This window comes from Polymorphospora sp. NPDC051019, assembly GCF_040683055.1.
GTDB lineage: Bacteria > Actinomycetota > Actinomycetes > Mycobacteriales > Micromonosporaceae > Polymorphospora > Polymorphospora lycopeni.
Genome location: NZ_JBFBCH010000002.1, coordinates 646,213 through 669,825, shown reverse-complemented (window position 1 = coordinate 669,825; position 23,613 = coordinate 646,213). Strand labels below are relative to the sequence as shown.

The 23,613-nt window shown below is 72.6% G+C and carries 21 protein-coding genes and 1 pseudogene; 11 read left to right on the top strand and 11 right to left on the bottom strand.

Translation table 11 applies throughout. The features are described from left to right. From AB0M79_RS07025 to AB0M79_RS07000, 6 genes and pseudogenes are all read left to right on the top strand, one after another. A pseudogene (locus AB0M79_RS07025) lies at nt 1–192 on the top strand (hypothetical protein); the annotation flags it as partial. Nucleotides 193–229: 37 nt separating this feature from the next. Next, nucleotides 230–1,480, top strand: coding sequence for a nitric oxide synthase oxygenase (locus tag AB0M79_RS07020; RefSeq protein WP_364208760.1), 1,251 nt, complete (start codon nt 230–232; stop codon nt 1,478–1,480). Nucleotides 1,481–1,574: 94 nt separating this feature from the next. Further along, nucleotides 1,575–3,035: an FAD-dependent oxidoreductase gene (locus AB0M79_RS07015; protein WP_364208757.1), complete on the top strand. Its 1,461-nt coding sequence runs from the start codon at nt 1,575–1,577 to the stop codon at nt 3,033–3,035. 60 nt (nt 3,036–3,095) lie between these two features. Then, complete coding sequence (locus tag AB0M79_RS07010; RefSeq protein WP_357533011.1) at nt 3,096–3,467, top strand: VOC family protein; 372 nt, start codon at nt 3,096–3,098, stop codon at nt 3,465–3,467. A gap of 40 nt (nt 3,468–3,507) precedes the next feature. Beyond that, nucleotides 3,508–5,226 carry an alpha/beta fold hydrolase gene (locus AB0M79_RS07005; protein WP_364208754.1) on the top strand — a complete coding sequence of 573 codons (1,719 nt, stop codon included), beginning with the start codon at nt 3,508–3,510 and terminating at the stop codon, nt 5,224–5,226. A gap of 47 nt (nt 5,227–5,273) precedes the next feature. Beyond that, nucleotides 5,274–6,335, top strand: coding sequence for an alpha-hydroxy acid oxidase (locus tag AB0M79_RS07000; RefSeq protein ID WP_364208857.1), 1,062 nt, complete (start codon nt 5,274–5,276; stop codon nt 6,333–6,335). A gap of 1 nt (nt 6,336) precedes the next feature. Here the strand turns inward: AB0M79_RS07000 and AB0M79_RS06995 are convergent, their stop codons facing one another. From AB0M79_RS06995 to AB0M79_RS06985, 3 genes are all read right to left on the bottom strand, one after another. Continuing rightward, entirely contained in the window at nt 6,337–7,089 is a 753-nt protein-coding gene (locus tag AB0M79_RS06995) for a winged helix-turn-helix transcriptional regulator (protein ID WP_364208751.1), read from the bottom strand. Between the two features lie 377 nt (nt 7,090–7,466). Then, nucleotides 7,467–7,994 carry a copper resistance CopC family protein gene (locus AB0M79_RS06990; protein WP_364208748.1) on the bottom strand — a complete coding sequence of 176 codons (528 nt, stop codon included), beginning with the start codon at nt 7,992–7,994 and terminating at the stop codon, nt 7,467–7,469. After that, nucleotides 7,991–8,572: a hypothetical protein gene (locus AB0M79_RS06985; protein ID WP_364208745.1), complete on the bottom strand. Its 582-nt coding sequence runs from the start codon at nt 8,570–8,572 to the stop codon at nt 7,991–7,993. Before AB0M79_RS06985 ends, AB0M79_RS06990 begins: the two co-directional genes overlap by 4 nt. A 121-nt stretch (nt 8,573–8,693) precedes the next feature. On the opposite strand from AB0M79_RS06985, the gene add reads away from it, so the two are divergent. Beyond that, entirely contained in the window at nt 8,694–9,746 is a 1,053-nt protein-coding gene (add, locus tag AB0M79_RS06980) for an adenosine deaminase (RefSeq protein WP_364208742.1), read from the top strand. Here the strand turns inward: add and AB0M79_RS06975 are convergent. Beyond that, nucleotides 9,733–10,653, bottom strand: coding sequence for a homocysteine S-methyltransferase family protein (locus AB0M79_RS06975; RefSeq protein WP_364208739.1), 921 nt, complete (start codon nt 10,651–10,653; stop codon nt 9,733–9,735). The genes add and AB0M79_RS06975 overlap by 14 nt on opposite strands. Nucleotides 10,654–10,838: 185 nt before the next feature. On the opposite strand from AB0M79_RS06975, the gene AB0M79_RS06970 reads away from it, so the two are divergent. Then, entirely contained in the window at nt 10,839–13,097 is a 2,259-nt protein-coding gene (locus tag AB0M79_RS06970) for a hypothetical protein (protein WP_364208736.1), read from the top strand. Nucleotides 13,098–13,153: 56 nt separating this feature from the next. On the opposite strand, the gene AB0M79_RS06965 is transcribed toward AB0M79_RS06970, so the two are convergent. Beyond that, on the bottom strand, nt 13,154–13,681 hold the full coding sequence (locus tag AB0M79_RS06965) for a class I SAM-dependent methyltransferase (RefSeq protein WP_364208733.1): 528 nt from the start codon (nt 13,679–13,681) through the stop codon (nt 13,154–13,156). Nucleotides 13,682–13,728: 47 nt separating this feature from the next. Beyond that, nucleotides 13,729–14,940: a serine hydrolase domain-containing protein gene (locus AB0M79_RS06960; protein ID WP_364208730.1), complete on the bottom strand. Its 1,212-nt coding sequence runs from the start codon at nt 14,938–14,940 to the stop codon at nt 13,729–13,731. A gap of 232 nt (nt 14,941–15,172) precedes the next feature. Here AB0M79_RS06960 and AB0M79_RS06955 point away from each other — a divergent pair, with 232 nt between their 5' ends. The 3 genes from AB0M79_RS06955 to AB0M79_RS06945 all read left to right on the top strand — a co-directional run bounded on the left by AB0M79_RS06955 (nt 15,173) and on the right by AB0M79_RS06945 (nt 18,937). After that, nucleotides 15,173–16,429, top strand: a complete 1,257-nt coding sequence (locus tag AB0M79_RS06955) for a cytochrome P450 (protein WP_364208727.1) — start codon at nt 15,173–15,175, stop codon at nt 16,427–16,429. Nucleotides 16,430–16,618: 189 nt separating this feature from the next. Then, on the top strand, nt 16,619–18,154 hold the full coding sequence (locus AB0M79_RS06950) for an MFS transporter (RefSeq protein WP_364208724.1): 1,536 nt from the start codon (nt 16,619–16,621) through the stop codon (nt 18,152–18,154). Nucleotides 18,155–18,241: 87 nt separating this feature from the next. After that, entirely contained in the window at nt 18,242–18,937 is a 696-nt protein-coding gene (locus AB0M79_RS06945) for a class I SAM-dependent methyltransferase (RefSeq protein WP_364208722.1), read from the top strand. A gap of 16 nt (nt 18,938–18,953) precedes the next feature. On the opposite strand, the gene AB0M79_RS06940 is transcribed toward AB0M79_RS06945, so the two are convergent. The 5 genes from AB0M79_RS06940 to AB0M79_RS06920 are packed head-to-tail and all read right to left on the bottom strand — an operon-like array spanning nt 18,954 to nt 23,550. Beyond that, nucleotides 18,954–19,730, bottom strand: coding sequence for an ABC transporter ATP-binding protein (locus AB0M79_RS06940; protein WP_364208719.1), 777 nt, complete (start codon nt 19,728–19,730; stop codon nt 18,954–18,956). Continuing rightward, the gene (locus AB0M79_RS06935; protein ID WP_364208716.1) at nt 19,727–20,758 is read right to left on the bottom strand and encodes an iron chelate uptake ABC transporter family permease subunit; all 1,032 of its coding nucleotides are present in this window, start codon (nt 20,756–20,758) and stop codon (nt 19,727–19,729) included. Before AB0M79_RS06935 ends, AB0M79_RS06940 begins: the two co-directional genes overlap by 4 nt. Next, nucleotides 20,755–21,747, bottom strand: coding sequence for an iron chelate uptake ABC transporter family permease subunit (locus AB0M79_RS06930; RefSeq protein ID WP_364208713.1), 993 nt, complete (start codon nt 21,745–21,747; stop codon nt 20,755–20,757). The genes AB0M79_RS06935 and AB0M79_RS06930 overlap by 4 nt, the downstream gene beginning before the upstream one ends. Continuing rightward, nucleotides 21,734–22,552: a siderophore-interacting protein gene (locus AB0M79_RS06925; protein WP_364208710.1), complete on the bottom strand. Its 819-nt coding sequence runs from the start codon at nt 22,550–22,552 to the stop codon at nt 21,734–21,736. The genes AB0M79_RS06930 and AB0M79_RS06925 overlap by 14 nt, the downstream gene beginning before the upstream one ends. Next, entirely contained in the window at nt 22,549–23,550 is a 1,002-nt protein-coding gene (locus AB0M79_RS06920) for an ABC transporter substrate-binding protein (protein WP_364208707.1), read from the bottom strand. The genes AB0M79_RS06925 and AB0M79_RS06920 overlap by 4 nt, the downstream gene beginning before the upstream one ends. Nucleotides 23,551–23,613 lie beyond the last annotated feature (63 nt).

Genomic DNA, 23,613 nt, shown 5'->3' with positions numbered 1-23,613 from the left:
ATCCAGCGTGACATCGAGGACAACCTGTCCGAGCGGATCCTGTTCAACGAGTTGAAGCCGGGCCAGATCGTCGTCATCGACTGCGAAGGCGACCCCGACGATCTCGACGGCGCCCAACTCGTGATGCGCGGCACCGACCAGCCGGTGGAGACCGTACCCACCGCCGCCAGCACCCCGGGCGAGCCGGGCTAGGGACGCCACCGACCTCCGCGAGCGATCAGGAGTGACCATGACCGTCCCCAGCCGCATCTGGTCGCCGCCGCCGTCGCGCCGGCCGAGCCGGTCGGCGCCACTGGCGGAACTGCCCGCACCGGCGGCCGTCGAGGAGGCGGAAGCCTTCATCCGGCAGTACCACGCCGAGACGCCGGCCCTCGGCCCGCCGACGGAACGCGTCGCCGAGGTCCGCCGGCAGATCGCCGAGACCGGAACGTACGAGCAGACCGCCGACGAGCTGCGGTTCGGTGCCCGGGTCGCCTGGCGCAACAGCGACGCCTGCATCGGCCGGCTCTACTGGCGCAGCCTGCAGGTACGCGACCTCCGCACCGCCACGACCGGGCGGGACGTGATGCTCGCCTGCGTCGACCACCTGCGGGCGGCCACCAATAAGGGCCGGATCCGTCCGGTCATCACCGTGCTTCCGCCGGACCGGCCCGGCCGGCCGGGGCCCCGGATCGTCAACGACCAGCTCATCCGCTACGCCGGCTACCGCGAGCCGGACGGGTCGGTCCGCGGCGACCCGCGCAACGTCGAGCTGACCGAGCTGGCCCGCTCGCTCGGCTGGCAGCCGCCAAGCCCGCCCGGCCGGTTCGACGTCCTGCCGCTCATCGTCGAACCCGCCGGTGGCCGGCCGATGCTCGCCGAGCTACCGGCCGACGCCGTACTGGAAGTCGACATCGAGCACCCGGAACTGGACACGATCGCCGGCCTGGGGCTGCGCTGGCACGCCGTACCGGCGATCAGCAACATGGCGCTGCGGATCGGTGGCATCACCTACCAGGCGGCACCGTTCAACGGCTGGTACATGGGCACCGAGATCGGCGCGCGCAACTTCGGCGACATCGACCGCTACGACATGCTGCCGGCGGTCGCCAAACTTCTCGACCTGGACACCTCGGCCGAGCACACCCTGTGGCGGGACCGGGCCCTGGTCGAACTCAACCGGTCGGTCCTCTACTCGTTCCGTAAGGCCAACGTCACCATCACCGACCACCATACGGAGTCCGCCCGATTCATCACGCATCTGCGCAGTGAGGAACGGGCCGGCCGGATATGCCCGGCGGACTGGAGTTGGATCGTGCCACCGATGTCCAGTTCGCAGACCCCGGTATTCCACCGGTACTACGACACCGCCGAACTGCTGCCGAATTTCCTCGCCCCGGCGGCCACCCCGGCCACCGGCTGTCCGTTCAGTTCCGGTACGGCCACCACCGGCGACTCGCCGCCGTCTTCGGCGGCCGAATTAATGGCATCAGACATCTAACAGAATTTTCCAGCCGGTACGTACCGGCGTATAGCTTGCATGGAAATTGGCAACAGTCAGCAGCGTCACGCGCCGCCAGCCAGGGAGCGAACAAATGCCTGAGCAGGATTCAATTGACGTAGTCGTGGTCGGAAACGGCGTCATCGGCACCTCCATCGCCTACGAGTTGGCCCGGCGTTCCCCGGGGACGAGCATCGTCGTGCTCGGACCGCGGCACCGCTCGGGCGCCGCCTCGATGGCCGCCGGCGCCATGCTCAACACCTTCGGCGAGATCACCAAGTACACCCTGATGTCGCCGGCCAGCCAGGCCAAGTTCCAGCTCTGCCGCGACGCGCTGGACGCCTGGCCCGCCTGGCTGGAGCAGCTCAAGCAGGAGTCCGGCGTCGCCGACGTCGACAAGTCGCTGAGCCACGGCACGACCGTGCTGCTCAACGCCAAGTCCGGCCACCTGGACGACGAGAACTTCGCGGCCCTCCTGGCGGCGCTGGCCAAGTTCGACGAACCGCACGAGGAGATCGCGCCCGCCGACATCCCCGGCCTGGACCCGCTGGCCGAGGCCCGGCCGCTGCGCGCCCTGCACCTGCCGCGCGAGGGCGCGATCGACGCCCGCGCCGTCCTGTCGGCGCTGGAGACCGCCGCGACCCGGCACGGCGTACGGTTCGTCGACGGCGAGGCCGCCGGCTTCGAGGTGGAAAACGGCACCGTACGCGGGGTGAGCCTGGCCGACGGCAGCACGCTGAGCGCCGGCACCGTCCTCCTCGCCGCCGGTTCGTTCAGCGGCCCGCTCACCAGCGTCTTCGAGGAGGGCAGCGTCCCGGCGATGTTCGCCGGCAAGGGCATCGCGGTCCAGACCCAGCGGCGGGTCGGCGTCGGCTTCCAGCACGTGGTGCGTACGCCGAACCGCTCCGGCTCCTGCGGCCTGCACGCGATCCCGCTCGGTGACGGGGTCGAATACCTCGGCGCCACCAACCTGCTGTTCTCCGAGCCGGCACACACCCCCGACATCGGCATGAGCGAGTTCCTCGTGCAGGTGGCCCGCGAGCAGCTCGACCACCGGCTGTTCTACTCCGACGTGGTGAGCTGGCTGGTCGGCAACCGCCCCGTCGCGATCGACGGTTTCCCGCTGATCGGCCGTACGTCGATCGACGGGCTGCTGGTCGCCACCGGCACCTACCGGGACGGCTTCCACTGCTCGCCGGTGCTGGCCAAGCTCGTCGTGGACGACATCCTCGGCGAGGGCAGCCTCGCCGAGGCGGTGCCGCACTTCAAGCCGGAGCGGCGGCCGATCGAGTCGATGACGGTCGAGGAGGCGGTCAAGGAGTTCGCCTTCCACGGCGTCTCCGCCTCGATCGAGGCCGGCCTGCGGCTGCCCTCGCACACCGACACCACGGTGCTCGACGTGTTCTACCAGCAGGCGGCCCAGCGCTACTACGACGCCGTGGAGCACCCGATCGGGCTGTCGCCGGAGGTGCTGCTCAGCATCGTCTTCGACCCCGACCACGCCGACCACCGGATCACCCGCTACCTCAACGCCGTCCACGCCCGTTACGCGTAGGTTCCCCGGGCCGGGTCCGGCGGACCCGGCCCACCGATCCCGACTGGGAAGGTGAGTGCTGTGCCGACCGGCAGCGTCGAATGGTTCGACATCCGTACCCCGGACCCCGAGGCCGCGAAGGCGTTCTACGCCGAGCTGTTCGCCTGGACGTACCAGCCGTTCGCGCCGCTGGGGGAGGTCATCGGGGCCACCATCTGGCACGACGGCAAGGAGATCGGAATGATCACCCAAGCCGACGGGGCGATCGTCGGCACCGCCAGCACCGTGCTGTTCGTCTACACCGACGACCTGCGCGGCACCGTCGAGCAGGCGGTGAAGCTCGGCGGCACGGTCCGCTCCGAACCGTCCATGATGGATGCCGAGTCGGGCGCGTTCGCCGAGCTGGCCGACCCCACCGGCGTACCGATCGGCGTGTGGAGCATGACCCTGTAACACCGCCGGATCAACGGGCGGGCGAAACGAGGTGGGGGAGATGACGGACAAACCTGTACGGCGGCGCCGGCGGCTGGTGGGGCTCGGCCTGGTCGGCCTGCTGACCGTCGTCACGGCCGTGCTGGCCGTCCAGCTCGGCGCCCGTAACCTCGGCGGCGTCCCGCACCGCGACGTCGTCATCGACGGCCGCATCCCCGCCACGATGTACGTGCCGGGTGCGGTGCCGGGCAACAGCAGCACGGTCGACCTGCCGCCGTCGCCGCCCGGCGGCCTGCCGGCCGTCGTCCTGGCGCACGGCCACTCCGCGGACCGTTCGATGATGAACTGGCTCGCCCGCCGGCTGGCCGACGCCGGCTTCGTGGTGGTCACCTTCGACTTCCGCGGGCACGGCGGCAACACCGACCGGCACGAGATCCACGGCTTCGAGGGGCGCCGCGCCGACCTCGCCGCGGTCTTCGAATGGGCGGCCCGGCAGTCGTACGTGGACGAGCGGCGGATCGCCGTCGCCGGGCACAGCATGGGTGCCGCCGCCGTGGTCGACTTCGCCACCCACGACACACGGCCGGTGGCCACGATGGCGCTCGGCGGGTCGGTCGCCTCGGTGGAGGGCGGCGTCACCGCCCGCAACATGCTGTTCCTGGTCGCCCAGGGTGATCCGGTCCTGGTCCGGGACGAGGCGGTACGGACCGCCGAGGAGGTTTTCGGCGGCGACATCGACTTCGGCAGCGAGTACGGCGACATCGCGGCCGGGTCGGCGGTCGGGTTGCGCGAGATCGCCAACTCCAACCACCTGTCGATGCTGTACGCCGGGCAGACCGCCGACCTGATGGCCGACTGGATGGACCGGGCGGCGGGGCCGGGCGCGGCACCGCGTACCACCGACGACGACACCCGGCTGCTCGCCGTGTTCTACCTGGCCGCCGCCGTCGGCGTGCTGTTCGGGCTGGGGTTGCTGGCCGGCACCGTCGCCGGGCGCCGGCCGGACCGCCGGGGCGCCGGCTGGCGCGCCCTACCGCTGGTGCTGGTCGCCGTGGTGCTCCCGATCCCGTTCCTGGCCTGGGGCGACGCCGGCCTGCTGATCGGCGTGGAGGCCGGTGGTGCGCTGGCGCTGCTGCTCGGGGTGGCCGGCGTCCTGCTGCTGGCCGTACGGCGCCTCGACCCGGTGCGGCGCTGGCTGACCCCGACCGGGCCGGTTCCGGCGTACGCCGCGACGGCATCCGTCGCACCACCCGGCGCGGCACCGGAGCGGGTCGCGCCGCCGGAGCCGGCACCGGAAGCGGTGGCGGCCCCGGCCGGGCCGCGCCCCGAAGCCCCGACGGCCGGGGTACGCCGGCTGCTGCTGCCGGTGGCGCTGGCCGTGGGCGGCCTCCTGCTGGTCCTGCTGCCGGTCGGGCCGACCGGACACACGCTGGTCCCGACCCCGGCCCGGATCGTGATCGCCCTGCTGATGGCGCTGATCATGCTGCCGTTCTTCCACGTCGTCGACGACCTGCTGCGGGCCGGCCCGCCGCTCGCCGCCAGCGGCTGGTCACTGGCCGCCCGCGTACTGATCCTGGGCGCCGTGATGGTCGGGGTCGGCAACGCGGTGCTGCCCGGCATGCTCGGGCTCTACCTGATGGTGCTGGCGCCGTTCCTGATCCTGCTCGAACTGGTCGTCGCCGGGGTCTACGTCGCCAGCCGGGACCCGCGACTCACCGCCCCGGTGCAGGCGCTCGCGCTGGGTTGGCTGCTGGCGACGCTCTCGCCGGTGGTCTGGTGAGCGACACCCTGACCGGTCCGGTCGAGGCCGCGGTCTGCCTCGACGACCTGCGGGCCGCCGCCGGCGCGACGACCACCGCCGACGCGTGGAACTTCGTCGAGGGCGGCAGCGGTGGCGAGCACACCATGCGGGAGAACGGGCTGGCGTTCGACCGGGTACGCCTGCTGCCCCGGGTCGCGGTCGACGTCGCCGGCCGTACGGCCCGGACCCGGCTGCTCGGCCTGCCGGTGCCGGTCCCGCTGGCGGTGGCGCCGATGGCCTACCAGACGTGGCTGCACCCGGACGGGGAGGTCGCCACCGCGGCGGCGGCCGCTGCGGCCGGGGTGCCGTTCGTCGTGAGCATGATGGCCAGCCGTACGGTCGAGGACATCGCCGCGACCGGTGCCGCCACCGTCATGCAGCTCTACTGGCTGCGCGACCGCGGGCTGTTCCGGGAACTGATCGGCCGGGCCGAGGCGGCCGGCTGCGCGGCCCTGATGCTGACCGTCGACGTACCGCTGCTCGGCCGCCGGCTGCGCGACATGCGCGGCGGCCTGGTCCGGCCGGCGACGGTGGTGGCGGCCAACCTCGGCGGCGCGGGCGGCGGCGCGGGTGCCGGCCGGGCCGGCAGGTCGGAGGTGGCCCTCCACACCAAAGTCCTGTTCGACCCCTCGTTGAGCTGGGCGGACGTGGCCTGGGTGCGCTCGGTGACCCGGCTGCCGCTGGTGCTCAAGGGAATCCTCGACCCGGACGACGCCGCGCTGGCGGTCGACGCCGGCGCCGACGCCGTGGTGGTCTCCAACCACGGCGGGCGGCAGCTCGACGGGGCGGTCGCGACGGCGACCGCGCTGCCGGCGGTGGTCGACGCGATCGCCGGCCGCTGCGAGGTGCTGGTCGACAGCGGCATCCGCGGCGGCGTCGACGTGCTCAAGGCCCTGGCGCTCGGCGCGGCCGGGGTGCTGGTCGGCCGGCCGTTGCTGTGGGGACTGGCGGCCGGCGGAGCGCCCGGCGTGACCCGGGTGTTCGACCTGATCAGCGAGGAGCTGCACGAGGCGATGGCGCTGGCCGGCTGCCCCGACGTGGACAGCGCGCGCCGGCTGCGTACGTCGGTCGCCGGCGGCGGGTGCTGAGCTACCGCGCGGAGGTCAGTGCCGGGTCGGCGCCGGTCGCCGGCCGGCGGGGCGTGCGGCGGGCCGGCCCCAGCAGGCTGCGCTCGGCGGGCTCCGAGCCCAGGCCCAGCAGGTAGAGGCAGCGCGGCACGGCGGCCGGCGGACCCTCGATGGTGACCGATCCGCTGAGCACCGCCTCGACCGGCTCGATCAGCCCCGAGCCGAGGTCGAAGAACGTCTGCGTGTCGGTGCCGATCCGCAGCACCGGGTCCGTCGCCGGCCCCGACCTGGTCGTGACCTTGCCGTCGCCGGCGATGACGTGGAAGACCTCGCCGGCGACGTCGAACTCGTACGTCTCGTCGGCGGTGGCCCGTTCGGCCTGGCACATCGCCTCGATCGCGAGCACCGCCCAGGAGGCGCGGGTGACCGTGGCCGGGCTGGGATCGGACTGCCCGGACATGACGGCGAGGCCGAAGCGGGCCATGGCGAGCACGGGTTCGCGCAGCTTCTCGCCGAGTTCGGTGAGCGCGTAGCCGCCGGTGCGCCGGTCGGGGTCGGTCGGCTCGATCACCCCGGCCTGGGTGAGGAAGTTGAGCCGTTCGGCGAGCAGGTTCGTGCCGATGCCGGGCAGCGCGTCGAGCAGTTCGCGGTAGCGGCGGGGGCGCAGCAGCATCTCCCGGACGATGAGCAGGGTCCAGCGCTCGCCGACGATGTCCAATGCGTACGCCAGACCGCACTGCTGCCCGTACGTGCGCCGTTCGCGCTGCTCCTTCACCGTCGCTCCTCACCGGGCCGTCCCGCGGGCCGAGTTCCGGCCGCGGCGGCGCCTACCCGGGGCCGCGCGCCCGCGGCCCCACCACCACCCGGCCCCACCATCACCTGGTCCAACCGCTACTTGGCCAGAACACCACCTGGCTGAAGCACCACCCGACCCCACCCGGGCCGGGCGGCACCGCAGCGGGGCCGCCCTCCCAGCTTACCTTCAAAATCACGTAGTGCGGGGTACCCGTTCGGTGGGTGCCGGTGTGGTCGTTACATGATCCCGTTTGCCGTGCTAGACGATCTGCGATCGGCTCGCTACCGGCAGTGTCGAGGGGGTGGTGAGGTGAGCGTGGCGGCGCGGTTGGTATGTCCGGAGGATAGTAATCGGTCTCAGGTGGGTGGATCCGTCCGGGCCGGCCGTCGCCGGGCGAGCTTCCAGCCGATCACCACGAGGGCGACGACGTTGGCGGCCAGCACGGTGAGCGTCACCGGGTCGATCTGCCCCCCGTGGCCGGCGTGCCCGCCCGCCACGCGGGGCGGTGCGCCGTCGCCGACCCCGAACGACACCGTGCCGGTCGCGACCGCGCCGTTGGCGAACCTGACGTGGTACGTGGCCGAGTAGCCACCGGAGCCGCTGATCGAGACGGGCTGGCGGATCTCGTCGCGGTCCACGACCGGACGGCCGGCGATGACCGCCCGGCCGTCCGCGTCCAGGACCGTGACGTGCGCCGAGTCACGGTCGATCTCGCCGGCGAAGGTGAGCGAGACCGTCTGCGGTGCCGTCTCGACGACCGACTGGTCGGCCGGTGCCGCCGCCGCGAGCCCGACGGGTTCGTCCAGCACCAGCGGCAGCAGCCCGAGCAGCGAGACGGCGAAGATCCCGATGGCGACCGCGCGGCGCAGGGTCGCCGCGGTCATCGGGCCAGTGCGGCCGCCGTACGGGCCGGTGCGCAGCGGCAGGTCATCTTCGCGGCCTCGACCTTGGTCGGGCGCACGTGCAGGTACATCGCGATGATCATCGGCAGGAACACGATCGCGTTGTAGAAGAGGTGCAGCTCCACCCGGGGCACCACCAGCTGGGCGATGCTGACCGGGGTGGCGCTGCCGAGCAGGTGCGCGCCGGTGAGCGACTGGATGAGCAGCAGCAGGTGCTCGAAGTGGTGCCACACCTGGATGATCAGCGAGATCCGCCACCAGGTCCGCGACCGGCCGTGGAAGCCCGGCAGCAGGATGGCCAGCCCGATCAGCATCACCAGCGCGTATCCGTAGTGCAGCCACTCCTGCTGCACCAGCCAGGGGAACGGCATGCCGAGCACGCCGCGCGCCTCCGGCGTCGGCCAGCCGAGGCCCCAGATCTGCACCGCCTGGACGATGTGCTCGGCCCAGTGGGCGACCACGATGATCATGTAGATGGCGAGGGCCCGCTGGTGCAGCGGGCCGTTGAGGGTGGCGATCAGGCTCTTGGCCCGACTGCCGGATGACTGGGTGGCGGTCATTGACGCACTCCGTCCGGGGTGGTGACGAGGGCGGTCGCCCCCGTCCTGGTGGACAGCTCGGCCGGTCGAGGGCGCTCGACCGGTGGTGTACTTGACGACACCGTCAACCTACGATCGATCGATGTCATCCTCTCTGTGTCATGCGGACCTCTCGGCCGTCGTGGCGGCGATGCCGAAGGTCGAGCTGCACGTTCACGTCGAGGGGTCGATGCGCCCCGAGACGTTTCTGCGGCTGGTCCGCAAGCACCACCTCGACCTCGGCGTGCACACCGAGGCGGAGGTGCGTGAACTGTTCCGGTTCCGCGACTTCGCGCACTTCCTCGACCTCTACGAGAGGTGCACGGCGGCGATCCGCGAACCGGACGACATCTCTTTGATCACGTACGAGCTGGGGCTGCGCGCACACGGTCAGAACGTCCGCTACCTCGAGGCGACGTACAGCCCCGGCCCCCGCTACCGCGGCCGGGGCATCCCGTACGACGAGCAGCTCGACGCGCTGTCCCGGGCGGCCGACCGGGTGCTCGCCGACACCGGCGTACGGATGCGCTTCGTGCTCGACCACGTCCGGGGCGAGCCGCTCGACGAGTGCTTCGAGGTGGCGGCCATGTGCGTGGCCGGCGCTCGCACCGGTGCCGTCGTCGGCCTGGGGCTCGGCGGCTTCGAACCCGGCCGGCCGGCCTCGCTGTTCGCCGAGGCGATCCGGTACGCCACCGCCAACGGGGTCGCCTTCGTGCCGCACGCCGGCGAGGCGGTCGGACCGGAGGGGATCTGGGACTGCCTGGAGTTCGGGCCGGCCCGCATCGGGCACGGCATCCGGGCCGCCGAGGACCCGGACCTGCTCGCCGTGCTGCGCGACCGCCGGATCCCGCTGGAGGTCTGCCCGACCAGCAACCTGTGCACCGGCACCGTGCGCGACCTGCGCGAGCACCCGCTGCGTCGGCTGTGGGAGGCCGGGGTGCCGGTGACCGTCAACACCGACGACCCGTCGATGTTCCACACCGACCTGACCGACGAGCACCGGCTCGCGGTGGCGCACTTCGGGTTCAGTGTTGCCGAGCTGGCCGAGATGACGCTGGCCGGGGCCGACTCGGCGCTGCTGCCGGAGCCGGACCGGCACGACCTGGGTCGGCGGCTGCGGGCCGAACTGGCGGAGTTCCGGGTCAGCGCGCACTGAACCACGCTCCCGCCCCGGCGAACCGTGCCGCCACCGCCTCGACGTGGGCGGGCGTGGTGCCGCAGCAGCCGCCCATGATGGACAGTCCGAAGCGGTCGGACCAGTCGGCGGCCAGTAAACCGAACTCCGCCGGCCCCGTGTGCGGTGCGACGTACCGGTCGACCGCGGTGTTCGGCGCGATCCCCGTCCGGTCCTCCACGTTCGGGTACGCGCCGAACGGCGTACCGGTGCCGGCCAGCGCCGCCGCCAGGGCGGTCAGCGCGGTGCCGGTGTCGGCCGGCCCGGTGCAGTTGACCAGCACCGCCGTCGCCCCGGCCCGCACCAGCCGGGCCGCCACCGGTGCCAGCGGCTCGCCGGACAGCAGCCGGGCGCCGGGGGCGCACACCAGGCTGACCCAGACCGGCACGTCGTACGCCCGCGCCTCGGTCAGTGCCGCCAGCGCTTCGCGCGCGGTGTTGACCGTCTCGACCAGCAGCAGGTCCGCCCCGTTGGCGACGAGCAGCCCGGCGAGCCAGCGCGCCTCGGCCCGGATCTGCGTGTCCGGCGGCACCAGGTGCGGCTGGTAGCAGTCCTCGGCCGGCCCGATCGAACCGGCGACCAGCGCCGCCGGCCGGACCGTGTCGCGGGCCGTGACCGCCAGCCGGACGGCGATTTCGACCAGGTGGCGGGCGGCTGGTTCGTCGAGTCCGGCGCGGTCCAGCGTCCGGCGGTTGCACCGCAACGTGTTGGCGGTGACCACGTCGGCGCCGGCGGCGAGGTAGCGCTCGTGCACGTCGCGGACCAGGGTCCGCCCGGCGGCGTCGCCGAGCGCCTCGCTGCTCCACAGTGGAGCGCACATCGACCGGCCGTGCCGCTGGAGTTCGGTGGCCATCGCACCGTCGAGGAGCGTCGGTCGCGCCGTGGGCACCGGCACCTCCCGGGGAAGTCGGCTCGAATCGATGCTCCGCCGCCGTTTCCGCGTAGTCCACGGGTCTTGCCGTCGGTTGCCATATTTCGCGGCCGGTCGATCTACGGCACCTATGGTTTTGCTCGTCCGAGCCGTCCCAGCCGTGAGGAGTGTCCATGTCACGACGGCGCAGCAGATTCCCCACCATGGCACTGGCCCTCGCGGTCGTGCTGCCGGTCACTACCGCGGTGCTGGCCGGTGGCGCGCAGGCGGCCCCGTCGACCACCGGTGCCCCGTACGCCGAGCCGTGGCTGACTCTCGTCACCGGTGACCGGGTGCTGTCCCGCCCGGACGCACCGGCCGGACAGGAACTGGTCGTGAAGCCGGCGCCGGGCCGCGAGTCGGTCCGGTTCCAGCGGTCCGTCCGGGGCGGCGACGTGCACGTCGTACCCTCCGACGCGGCCACCCTGATCGCCGCCGGCACCGTCGACGCGCGCCTGTTCAACGTCAGCCGCCTGCTCGAACTCGGCTACGCCGACGCCGACGCCCGTGAGCTGCCACTGATCGTGACCGCCGCCGACGAGGCCCGGGCCGCGGCGGCCGCCGGCGGCCAGGCCGTCACCCGGCTGCCGCTGATCGACGCGGCGGGGGTACGGGTGGCGCGCGACCGGGCCGGACAGTTCTGGTCCCGGCTGGCGCCGAAGAACGACGTACCCGTGCTCGGCGGCGGAGCCGCCGGGCTCTGGCTCGACGCCCCGCTCTCCGCCACGGCCGGTGGCAGCGGCGCGCCGGACCTCGGTGCCGACTCGGAGTCGCGGCTGATCGCCGGGATGCGGGCGGCCACCGAGCGCCGGGAGGCCGTCGTCGACCTCGCGGTCGTCGAGCGGTTCCCGGCCACCGGGGCCGGTCCGATCGACCTCGCCGTGACCGCCGGGGGGGCCGACGGCACCCGGTTCGTCCGGTCCGGCGCGGCGGCGCGTACGCCGGCCGTGACCCAGGCGAGCCACCAGCTGACCCTGGTCGCCACCGACCACAACGGCAACCCGGCCACGAACTGGACCGTCACCTTCAACGACGTGGAGCGGGAGAACGTCGTGACGGCGACGGACCCGTCCGGCACCGCCGTGGTCTCGCTGCCGGCCGGCAACTACTTCATGGAGGCCCAGATCGGCACCGGTGCGCTGAGCACCTACATCGCCGAGCCGCTGGTGGTGCACGACCGGGCCCGGACGATCGCGCTGACCGCCACCGAGGGCCGCCCGATCGGGCTGACCGTCGACCGGGCCGACGCCGAGCCGGGCGAGGTCGCCGCGATCTTCTCCCGGATGACGGTCGACGGCCGGATGATCGGCGGCAGCACGCACGGGGTGAACTTCGACGGCATGCTGGTCCGGCCGTCGGACAGTGCGGCACCGGCCGACCAGTTCGTCTTCTACGTCGCCGCCCGGCTGGCCCGGCCGGACGGCCAGGGCGGATTCGGCGGCAGCCCGTACCTCTACCACGTGCAGTGGCTCGAACCGGACCGGGTGCCGACCGACCTGATCCGGCACATGGGCGACGCCGAGCTGGGCAAGGTGCAGGCCCGGCTGTCCGCCGCCGCGCCGGGCAAGACCGGCCGCAAGGACTACCTGGTCCACGGCACGCTGCCGTTCACCATCACCGAGTACTACGTGCCGGACACCCCGTGGCTGTCGTCGGTGGGCACGTTCACCGGGGCGCCGAACGACAACCCGGAGACGATGCTCTACAGCGGGGCGCGCATGTTCGGCGTCGGCAACCAGGGCAGCGAGCGCTGGAACACCGGGGTGTTCGGCCCGTCGTTCCCGGCGAGCTGGCCGTGGTCGTGGACGAAGGCGACCCGCACCGGCAACCAGATCGACGTCGAGATCCCGCTCTTCACCGACCACGGCGCGAACCGTGAGGCGCGCTCCAACGTGACGGGCGCGTCGACGAAGCTCTTCCGCAACGGCTCGCTGGTCGGCCAGAACGCGCAGGTGGCGACCGGGTCGTTCGGCGTGCCGGCCGGGCAGGCGACGTACCGGCTGGAGGCGAAGGCGACCCGCAGCAGCGGGGTGGCCAGCCTGTCGACCTCGGTGTCGGTGCAGTGGACGTTCAAGTCGGCGACGGTTACGGCACCCCAGCGGCTGCCGCTGGCGGTGGTCCGGTTCGCGCCGAACCTCGACGACCACAACCGGGCACCGGGCGGCACGGTGTTCTCCGTACCGGTCTCGGTGCAGCGCCAGGACGGATCGGCCGGTGCCGCGACGAAGCGGTTGACCGTCGAGGCGTCGTACGACGGCTGGTTCTGGTTCCCCGTGCCGCTGCTCGGGTCGGGTGACTCCCGTACGGCGCTGGTGCCGCACCCGCGGGGTGTGGACCACGTGTCGCTGCGGGCCACCCACCTCGACAAGGCCGGCAACCGGGTCGAGCAGACGATCACCCGGGCCTACCAGGTGCGCCGCTGACGCAGAACCGCGAACCGGGGTCGGCCCGTCGGGCCGGCCCCGGTTCGTGTGCCGGATCAGCGCACCGTGCCCCGTACGTCGACCAGGGCCGCTCCGGTGCCGGTCGTGCCGGTTTCGACGGTGACCTCGAACCCGTTGTCGGAGAGCAGCCCGCCGACCGTGTCGGCGATCTGGGTGGCCTTGCCACCGCCGGGCGGCTCCCACACCAGATGCAGCCGGCCTCCGGGGCGTAGCAGCCGCTTGAGCAGGCCGGCCTCGGCGTCGGCGCGACGCACCCAGAAGAGGTTCACGTTGACCGCGAAGATCACGTCGAAGGTGGCGGCACCGAGGTCGACGTCTTCCAGCGCGGCCGTGTGCAGGACGACGCGGCCGGCGTCGATGTGCTTCCGGTTGCGCTGCCGGGCGCCGTCGATGGCCTTGTCGGAGCGGTCGATGGCGGTGATCGTTCCGCCGTCGAGCAGGTCGGCGACGAGGGCCACGGCGACGCCGCGGCCGCAGCCGATCTCGAGTACGTCGTCGCCGGGCTTCAGCCCGAGCCGGTCGACGGTCCATTGCAGACGCTCAGGAACGGACTGTGTGCCCATTTCACCATGTTAGCGGGTGAACCGGCGGAAAGCGGCCCGTGGCGGGCTTACCAGTCGACGCGGTACAGCGCCTGCTCGACCTCGTTGGCGAACCCGCCGATCATCCCCTCCAGCGCCGTGTTGGTCAGCGACACCACGCTGACCTCGGCCGCCGGGTCGACGTAGCAGTGCGTGCCGTAGACCCCGCTCCAGCCGTAGCTGCCGACCGGCCGGGCGTCGCCCGCCTCCGCGCGGTCGCGTACGACCGAGAAGCCGAGCCCGAAGCCGTAGCCGGGCGCGATGTCCAGCGGGTGACCCTCGACCGCGTCGGTCGTCATCAGATCCGTCGTGGCGGGGGAGAGGACCGGTGCGCCGCCCAGCCGAACCGCCTCCAGGAACCGCAGGTAGTCGCGGGCGGTGCCGACCATGCCCATCCCCGCGGACGGATAGGCGTCCGGGTCGGTGACCCGGTCCGGCGCGTAGCGGATCACGCCCGCCCCGGGCAGCGGCACCTCGTCGGCGGCGCCCATCCGGCGGGCCGGCCGGCCCGGCTCGTCGGCGTCGGCGTACGCGGCCGGCAGGCGGGCCGGGTCGGCGGCGTGGAAGACGGTGTCGCGCATCCCCAGCGGGCCGGTCACCAGGCGCTCCACGACGGCGGGCAGCGGCTCGCCGGTCAGCGCCTCGACCATCGCGCCGACCACGTCGGTCGCCAGCGAGTAGGACCAGGCCGTGCCCGGCTCGAACGACAGCGGCACGCCGGCCAGCCGGCGCAGGTTGTCGGTCAGCGTCGACGCGCTGACGTCGGCGCCGTCGGAGACTCCGGCGTCGGCGTACGGCTGGTTGTCCGGTTGCAGGAAGCCGTAGCCGAGCCCGGCGGTGTGGGTGAGCAGGTGGCGCAGGGTGACGTCCGGCGTGCGACCGTCGGCGAGCGCGGGGCGGAAGTACGGCAGCACCTCGTGTGCCGGGGTGTCCAGGGTGAGCCGGCCCTGCTCGACCAGGGCCAGCGCGGCCACCGAGACGAGCGGCTTGGTCATGCTGGCCAGCCGGAACTGGGTGCCGGCCGAGGGGCGGACCTGGTGCTCCCGGTCGGCCCAGCCGGCGTAGCGCTCGTAGACGACGACGCCGCGCCGGGCGACCAGGACGGCCGCGCCGACCACCCGCCCGCTGTCGACCGCGTCGTCGACGACCGGGTCGAAGTGCTTGGCCACCCCGGGATCGGGCGCGGCCGGATCGGCGGCGTGGGCCGGAGCGTGGGGCGTGATGGGCGCGGCGTCGGACACAGCGGGCCTCCCGGGTCGGGGTCGCGTCGCCGCCAGATCCTAACAGGATCGACCGGCCAGCTATATGAATCTTGCAATCCGTCGACGGCTTCCGTCCAGCAAAGATCTTTCAAAGCGTTGACAGATAAGGATTACGGCAGTAGGCGGACAGGTTCACGGGTATACATGGTCTTTCATCAACTCTATGATTTTCAAGTGACTGAGCACCCGGGTCTGTGATGGAGGAAGGCAAATGACGATCCCGCTCATCGGTACTCCGGTTCCCGCGACCGGCCTCGACCCGCTGGAGCCGAGCTTCCAGAACGACCCCTACCCCTACTACAACTGGCTGCTGCGCAACGACCCGGTCCACCAGGGCGCCGAGGGCACCTGGTACGTCACCCGCTACGCCGACGTACGGCTGGCGATGAGTGACAAGCGGTTCGGCTGCGCCAGCGTGCGTGACTTCTGGGAGGTCATGATCGGCCCCGGGCCGCTGAAGGACATCATGGCCTACACGCTCTTCTTCGAGGACGACCCGAACCACGCCCGGCTGCGGTCCCTGGTCGCCCCGGTGTTCGCCCCCAAGCGGATGCGGGCCCTCGGCCCCGACATCGACCGGACCGTCGACGACCTGCTCGCCCCGCAGGCCGTACGCGGTGAGATGGACCTGGTCAGCGACTTCGCCGCGCCGGTCGCCCTGGTCTTCGTCTGCGACCTGCTCGGCATCCCGCCGGAGGGCTACCAGGGCGTGCGCACCTGGTCGCTGGACATCGCCCCGACCCTCGACCTCGTGCCCAACGAGGAGGAGATCAGGAAGGGCAACATCGCGATGGGGGCCTTCGCCGACTACCTGCGCGAACTCATCGAGATCCGCAAGGCCCAGCCGCGCGACGACCTGATCAGCATCATGCTCGCCGAGGTCGAGACGAGCACCCGCGCCGGCGAGCGTCCGGTGAGTATCAACGAGATCATCAGCACCATCATCTCGGTCGTGTTCGCCGGCCACGACACGGTGACCAACCAGATCACCAACACCATCCTCGCCCTGCTACGGCATCCCGAGCAGCTCGAGCTGCTGCGCCGCGACCGCGGCCTGATCCCGGGAGCGGTCGAGGAGGGGCTGCGCTACGACTCCGCGGTGCAGTCGAACAGCCGCCGGCTCGGCGAGGACGTGGAACTGGGCGGCAAGCTCCTCAAGAAGGGCGACTTCGTCGTCGCGCTGATGGGGGCGGCCAACCGCGACCCGCTCCAGTTCGACGACCCGGACCGCTTCGACATCACCCGCACCAACGTCCAGCCGATGTCGTTCGGCGCCGGAATGCGCTTCTGCCTCGGCGCGGTGCTCGCCCGGATCGAATTGCGGTCGGCGCTCGACCGCCTGGTCAACCTGGAGAACATGCGGTTGGCGTGCGCCGAGGAAGACCTTTCCTACCAGCGCAGCTCGATGTTCCGCAGCCTGGTCGACCTGCCGATCACCTTCGACCCGGTGCGCGACTACCCGCGATGAGCGGACCGATTCCGATCAACCGCGGTCGATCGGGGAATCGGTCGCCGGATCTTGGTTTTCGCCCTGAGTGATGATCCGATGACATAAGATACGCCCGCACGGCCGCCCCTCCCGCCACGCGGGAGGGGCGGCCATCGTGCTCACTGGTGCGCCGCCGCCGTCCGCCGACCCCCAGGGAGATCCGCGCCGATGACCACCGAAGTCGCCAGCCCCCGCGCCGGACACCGCGAGTGGCTCGGGCTCGCCGTCCTCGCCCTGCCCTGCCTGCTGGTCTCCATGGACCTCACCGTGCTCAACCTGGCGGTGCCGCACCTCAGCGCCGACCTGCGGCCCAGCGGCGCCCAACTGCTGTGGATCGTCGACATCTACGGCTTCCTCATCGCCGGCTCGCTCATCGCGATGGGCACCCTCGGCGACCGCGTCGGCCGGCGCCGGCTGCTGCTGATCGGCGGCGCGGCCTTCGGGGCGGCGTCCCTGCTGGCGGCCTTCTCCACCAGCGCCGAGATGCTCATCCTGGCCCGGGCCCTCCTCGGCGTCGCCGGTGCGACCCTGATGCCGTCGACCCTCTCGCTGATCCGCACCATGTTCCACGACCCGGCCCAGCGGACCCTGGCCATCGGCATCTGGACGATCAGCTTCTCGCTCGGCGCGGTGATCGGCCCACTGGTCGGCGGCGTCCTGCTCGAACGGTTCTGGTGGGGTTCGGTGTTCCTGGTCGGCGTACCGGTCATGGTGCTCCTGCTGGCCCTCGGCCCGGCCCTGCTGCCCGAATACCGCAACCCGGCCGCCGGACGGTTCGACCTGCTCAGCGCGGCCATGTCGGTGGTCGCCGTGCTGGCGGTCATCTACGGCATCAAGCAGATCGCCGAGGGCGCCGCGGCCTGGACCGCCGTGGTCTCCATCGTGGCCGGCGTCGTGGTGGCCGTCCTGTTCGGCGTACGGCAGCGCCGCCTCGCCGACCCGCTGCTCGACCTGCGGCTGTTCCACCGCGTGGCGTTCAGCGCCTCGCTCGCCGCGCAGACGCTGGCGTTCCTGGTCGCCTTCGGCACCCTGTTCCTCATCGCCCAGTACCTGCAACTGGTGGTCGGGCTCTCGCCGCTTCAGGCGGGCCTGTGGACCGTACCGTCGTCGATCGGGTTCATCGCCGGCGCCATGGCCGGACCGGCGCTGGCCACCCGGCTACGGCCCGGGTACGTCATGGGCGCCGGACTCGCCTGCGCCGCGATCGGGTTCGCCGTCCTCACCCAGGTCGAGGCGGGTGGGGGAGTCGTCGTGCCGGTCGTCGCCTCGGTCGTGTTCTGCGTCGGCCTCGCCCCGGTCTACATCCTGGCCACCGACCTGATGGTGTCGACCGCGCCGGAGGAGGAGGCCGGTGCCGCGTCGGCGATCTCCGAGGCCGGCTCCGAGTTCGGCACCGCCCTCGGCATCGCCATCCTGGGCAGCGTCAGCACCGCCGTATACCGCGGCATCATGGCCGACACCACGCCCGTCGGGGTCGCCTCCGACGCCGCCGGCTCGGCCCGGGACACCCTCGGCGGCGCGGTCGCGGTCGCGGAGGAACTGCCCGGCCCGCTCGGCGCCGAACTGCTCGACGCCGCCCGCGAGGCCTTCGCCCGGGCGCTGGAGGTCACCGCCGTCATCAGCGTGGTGCTGACCGTGGTGATGTGCGCGGTCGCCGTCGTCGCGCTGCGCACCGTACGGACCGCGCCGGTCAAGACCGACTGACAAGTCCCTTTCAGGTTTCGGCCCGGCCCGTACGGCCGGGTGTAGAAAGCTCCTGGACGGCTGTCCGGCCCGCGCTGAGGAGGACCGATGAGCACCAACCCCACCGACAGTTCCACGATGGACTTCGAGGCGTTCTACCAGGGTGAGTCACCGGTCGAGGGGATGACCTTCGCCGCCGTCCCGTGGGACATCGGTGCGGTGCAGCCGGTCGTGGTCGACTGCGAGCGGGCCGGCCGGATCTCCGGCAGCGTGCTCGACGCCGGCTGCGGGCTCGGCGACAACGCCATCCACCTCGCCAAGCTCGGCTACCAGGTGGTCGCGGTCGACGTCGCCCCGACCGCCGTCGAGTGGGCCCGTAAGCGGGCCGACGCCGCCGGTGCCGACGCCGTCTTCGAGGTCGCCGACGCGACCAGCCTCGCCGCGTACGAGGGCCGCTTCGACACCCTGCTCGACAGCGCCCTGTACGACGTACTCGACGCCGAACAGCGCCGCGCCTACGCCGCCGCCCTCCACCGGGCCGGCCGTCCCGGCTCCCGGCTCAACCTCTTCTGCTTCGCCGACACGATGCCGTTCGACCTGCCCGGCGTCTACCGGATCTCGGCCGACGAACTGCACGGCACCCTCGGCGGCGCCGGCTGGCGGATCACCGACCTGCGGATCGGCACCTACCTGGTCAACACCGTCGCGGGCGAGTTCTTCAGCCGGGCCGGCATCCCGGTCGACAAGGACGAGCTGGGCCGCCCGAAGCTGCCGGCCTGGATCTGCGAGGCCGAGCGCGACTGACCGGGCGGCGGCCCGTTCAGGCCGTCGGCACCACCATCGGCGCACCGATCGCCGGGTTGGGCATCACGATGCTCGGCAGGTCGAAGACCCGCCGCATCAGCGCCGCGTCCACGATGTCGGCCGGTGTCCCCTCGGCGACCACCCGGCCGTCCTTCATCGCCACCAGGTGGTCGGCGAACCGGCACGCCTGGTTGATGTCGTGCAGCACCGCGACGACCGTACGGCCCTCGTCCCGCAGCCGGGCGAACAGGGCGAGGAGCCCGTACTGGTGGGTGATGTCGAGGAACGTGGTGGGCTCGTCGAGCAGCAGGTACGGCGTCCGCTGGGCCAGCACCATCGCGATCCACACCCGTTGCCGCTGGCCGCCGGACAGCTCCTCGACCTGCCGCCCGGCCAGTTCGGTGACCCCGGCCGCCGCCATCGCCTCGTCGACGGCCCGCTCGTCGTCGGGCGACCAGGTCGACAGCAGCGACTGGTGCGGGTAGCGGCCCCGGGCGACCAGCCGCCGGACCGTGATGTTCTCCGGCGCGACGAGTCCCTGGGGCAGGAAACCGACCTCCCGCGCGAAGGCCTTCGGCCGGTGGGCGGCCAGGTCACGGCCGTCGAGGCGGACAGCTCCGGTCGCCGGGGTGAGCAACCTGACGAGGGCCTTCAGCAGCGTCGACTTCCCGCACGCGTTCGGCCCGACGATCGCGGTGAACGCGCCGTCGGGGATGTCGAGGTCGATCTGCGTCGACACCACCCGGTCGCCGTACGCGAGGGTCAGGTCCCGGGCGGTCAGCCGCGCCTTCACCGTCGCTTCACCTCCCTGATGAGCAGCCAGATGAGATAGCAGCCGCCGATCGCCGTCGTCACCACGCCGACCGGCAGCGCGACCGGGGCCAGCAGCATCTGCGCGACGAGGTCGGCGCAGAGCAGCAGCACCGCCCCGGTCAGCGCGGCCGGCAGCAGGGTGACGCCGGCGGCCCGGGCCAGCCGGCGGCCGATCTGCGGCGCGGCCAGCGCGATGAACACGATCGGACCGGCGACCGCGGTCACCGTCGCGGTGCAGCCGACCCCGACCAGGACCAGCAGCAGGCGGAGCCGGTTCAGGCCGACCCCGGAGGTGACCGCGAGCTGGTCGCCGAGGGCCGCCTGGTGCATCGCGTTCGACAGCGCGACGAGTGCGAGGGCGAGCATGCCGATCACGGCGAACGGCAGGTGAAGCTCGTCCCAGTCGACGCCGTTCAGCGAGCCCGCGTTCCAGCCGGTCGCGGCGATCGCGACGTCGAGTTCGGCACGCAGCACGATCCACGAGTTGAGCGCGGTCAGGATGGCGTTGACCGCGATCCCGGTGACGACCAGCCGCAGGCCGCTGAGCCCGGAGTCGAGCGACAGCAGGTAGATCGCCGCCGCGGCCAGCAGGCCGCCGAGCACCGAGCCGGTGGCGAGCTGTGCCGACGTCCCGTTCAGGACCGCGATCGCGACCAGCGCCCCGGTGTACGCGCCGGCGTCCAGGCCGATGACGTCCGGGCTGCCGAGCGCGTTGCGGGTCAGGTTCTGGAAGATCGCCCCGGCGAGGCCGAGGGCGGCACCGAAGACGAGTGCCGCGGCCACCCGGGGCAGCCGCCACTGGAGGATCACCACCGCCGAGTCGCCGCGCCCGGTCAGCGCCGCGAACACCTCCGGCGGTGTCGACCAGGTGCTGCCGTGGCTGAGGCCGACGAAGGCCAGCAGCAGGGCGACGCCGAGCAGGGCCAGCGACACGGCGACCGTACGCCGCTCGACCAGGGCCGAGAACCGCCCGGCCCGGATCGCGACCGGGGGTGCGTCGCCGGTCACAGCGTTGCCGCCCCGTAGCGGCGGACGGCCCAGATCAGCACGACGCCGCCGATGAACGCGGTCACCACGGCCACCGGCACCTCGCCGGTGGGCAGCAGGACGCGGGCGCCGATGTCGGCGATCAGCAGCAGGACCGGCCCGAGCACGATCGCGTACCCGGTCAGCCAGGGGATCGAGCCGGCGGCCAGCCGGCGGGCCAGGTGCGGGACGATCAGCCCGACGAAGGCGATCGGCCCGGCCACCGCGGTGGCCGCCCCGGCGAGCAGGGTGACGAGCACCAGCACGGCGGTGCGGGTCCGCGCGACGTGGGCGCCGAGCGCGTGGGCGACCTGCTCGCCCAGGGCGACGGCGCGCAGCGGCCCGCTCACCACCATGGCGCCGACCAGGGCGGCCACGATCAGCAGCACCGGTACGGCCAGCGGTGTCTGCTCGGTGCCGGCCAGCGTCCCGACCGACCAGAAGCGGTAGCGGTCGAAGACGTCGGGGAAGAGCAGCCGTAGCCCCAGCGAGACGCCCATCAGGACCGAGGTGAGCGCGACGCCGGCGAGGACCAGCCGCAGCGGTGAGGTACGGCCGACGGCGTACACCACGAGGGCGGCGAGGGCGCAGCCGGCGACCGCGAGCCCCAGCCGGGCGGACTGCGTGCCGGCGAGGCCGAACAGGACACCCAGGTTGATCGCGAACCCGGCACCGGCGGTCACCCCGAGGATGCCGGGTTCGGCCAGCGGGTTGCGGGTCAGGGCCTGGATCAGCGCGCCGGCGGTGCCGAGGGCGGCGCCGACGCAGATGCCGATCACCGTACGGGGGATCCGGATGTCGCGGACGATGAGGTGCTCGTCGGTGCCGGCGTAGTCGGTCAGGGCCCGCCACACCTCGGCCGGAGGGATCGCGTGCGCCCCGACGCTCACGCTGGCACCCGCCGCGACGACGAGCAGCGCGACGGCGCCGGCCAGGATGGCGACCTGCCGCGACAGCTCAGTCGTCGTCAAACCCGGCAACTCCGCGCTTCCAGTACCCGGTGAACAGGGCGTCGAGCCGGCCCCGGCTCCACGCCCGCAGCGGCCTGATGTCACCGGCCTCGCCGGCCGCGAAGAGGAAGTTGCGCCCGTCGGGCAGCGGCAGCGCCTCGACCGTGGCGGCCAGCCGGGAGCGGCCGTCGGCGCGCGGCAGCCAGGTCACCTCGACGCCGGCCCGCTCCGCCAGCGGGTACGCCTGCTCGTCGGCGTGCCCGGGCTCGATCACGAGGTGGGCCGAGACGTCGGCCGGCGACTCCTCCAGCCAACGGGCGGCGGCCGGCAGCGCGGTGGCGTCGACCGCGAAGACGTAGTGGTCGTAGTTGAGGGCGAACGCCTTCGAGCCGGGCGGGCCGGCGATGGTCACCTCGTCGCCGACCCGTACGCCGGCCGCCCAGGTCGACGCGATCCCGCCCGCGTGGAGCACGAAGTCGATGTCGAGTTCGCCGGCCGCCGCGTCGTACCGCCGTACCGTGTAGCGGCGGGTGGTGGGCAGCGGGTCCGGCCAGTCGAGCAGCTGTCGGTCGTTGGGGACCGGCACCCGCCGGGTGCCGTCCGGATCCGGGAAGACGATCTTGACGTGGTCGTCGGCCTGGTAGGTGTGGAATCCGGCGAGATCCGGTCCGCCGACCGTGAGCCGCACCATGCGCGGGGTGACCTGTTGCCGGGCCAGGACCGGCACGGTGCGGACCCCGATCGGGTACGGCACGCGGGTCGTGCCGGTGCCCGTCCGCTGGTGGGCGGCCATCGCCGCACGCGGGTCGGGGCGGGCCTCGCTCATCGGGGGAGCAGCGGCGCGAGCGCCTGGTCGAGCGAGTCGAGGGTCTTCAGTGCCGACGCGAACGTCGCCGCCTCGGTGTAGCGCACCGGGAAGACCAGGCCGGCCTTGACCGCCGGCAGGTTCTTCCACAGGTCGGTGTCGAGCACCCGCTGCACCGCCTCGCTCACCGTGCCGTCGGCCTGGAGCGTGTACGTGATCGCGTCGGCCGCGCCGAAGCTCGCCGGCACCTCCTCGATCGACGGATACTCGGTGACGTCGAGCCCGCCGCCGCCCTTCTTCTTGACCTCGCCGTAGTACGTCACGCCGACGTCCTGGGCGATGTTGGTGCCCCACGAGCCGGCGAACTCGCGGTGGAACGTGCCGGCGGCGACAGCGCCGTACGCGCCGAGGTGGCCGAACTCGAGGCCGGCGAGGGCGTCGGCGTACTTCGTCTTGAGTGCGGCGGCCTTCGTCTCGTACGCGGTCTTGGCGGCCTCGAAGTTGTCGAGCCGGCCGGCGGCGTCGGACTGGCGCCGCGACAGGTCGCGCCACGCCGAGGGGACGGTGGGGCCGATGGCCACGACGGGCGCGATCGACTCCAGCCGGTCCAGGTCGATGTCGGCGAGGACCGGTGCCGGTACGCCGATGACGATGAGGTCGGGCTTCGCGTTGGCGATGGCCTCGTAGTTGGTCTCGGCGGCCGTCTCCCCGGCGATCTTGTCGAGGCCCTCGTAGGTGGCGAGGTCCTCCTCGGTCATCATCGCCAGCCCGCGCTTCCAGGTCGAGATGCCCACCAGGGCGGCGTCGGCCTCGATCAGGACCGGGACGGCGTAGCCGGTGGCCACCACCCGCTCGGGGTCGGCCGGGATCGTGATGTCGCCGTTGTCGGCCTGGAAGACGCGGGTCGCCACGTCGCCGCCGGTGTCGTCGGTGCCGGAGTCGGTGGCGCCGCAGCCGGCGAGCAGGCCGAGCGCCAGGACCGTGGCACCGACCAGGCGCCAGGAGGGTCGAGTTGACATTGCCTTGTTCCTTTGAACCGTCGCAGGTCAGAGCGGTGGACCGGCTTCACGCCGGAGCGTAAC

Bases quoted from the DNA above. Each gene is read 5' to 3' on its own strand.
- AB0M79_RS07020 (WP_364208760.1), top strand. From the start codon at position 230: ATGACCGTCCCCAGCCGCATCTGGTCGCCGCCGCCGTCGCGCCGGCCG.
- AB0M79_RS07015 (WP_364208757.1), top strand. From the start codon at position 1,575: ATGCCTGAGCAGGATTCAATTGACGTAGTCGTGGTCGGAAACGGCGTC.
- AB0M79_RS07005 (WP_364208754.1), top strand. From the start codon at position 3,508: ATGACGGACAAACCTGTACGGCGGCGCCGGCGGCTGGTGGGGCTCGGC.
- AB0M79_RS06990 (WP_364208748.1), bottom strand. From the start codon at position 7,994: ATGACCGCGGCGACCCTGCGCCGCGCGGTCGCCATCGGGATCTTCGCC.
- AB0M79_RS06985 (WP_364208745.1), bottom strand. From the start codon at position 8,572: ATGACCGCCACCCAGTCATCCGGCAGTCGGGCCAAGAGCCTGATCGCC.
- add (WP_364208742.1), top strand. From the start codon at position 8,694: ATGTCATCCTCTCTGTGTCATGCGGACCTCTCGGCCGTCGTGGCGGCG.
- AB0M79_RS06970 (WP_364208736.1), top strand. From the start codon at position 10,839: ATGGCACTGGCCCTCGCGGTCGTGCTGCCGGTCACTACCGCGGTGCTG.
- AB0M79_RS06965 (WP_364208733.1), bottom strand. From the start codon at position 13,681: ATGGGCACACAGTCCGTTCCTGAGCGTCTGCAATGGACCGTCGACCGG.
- AB0M79_RS06955 (WP_364208727.1), top strand. From the start codon at position 15,173: ATGACGATCCCGCTCATCGGTACTCCGGTTCCCGCGACCGGCCTCGAC.
- AB0M79_RS06950 (WP_364208724.1), top strand. From the start codon at position 16,619: ATGACCACCGAAGTCGCCAGCCCCCGCGCCGGACACCGCGAGTGGCTC.
- AB0M79_RS06945 (WP_364208722.1), top strand. From the start codon at position 18,242: ATGAGCACCAACCCCACCGACAGTTCCACGATGGACTTCGAGGCGTTC.
- AB0M79_RS06925 (WP_364208710.1), bottom strand. From the start codon at position 22,552: ATGAGCGAGGCCCGCCCCGACCCGCGTGCGGCGATGGCCGCCCACCAG.
- AB0M79_RS06920 (WP_364208707.1), bottom strand. From the start codon at position 23,550: ATGTCAACTCGACCCTCCTGGCGCCTGGTCGGTGCCACGGTCCTGGCG.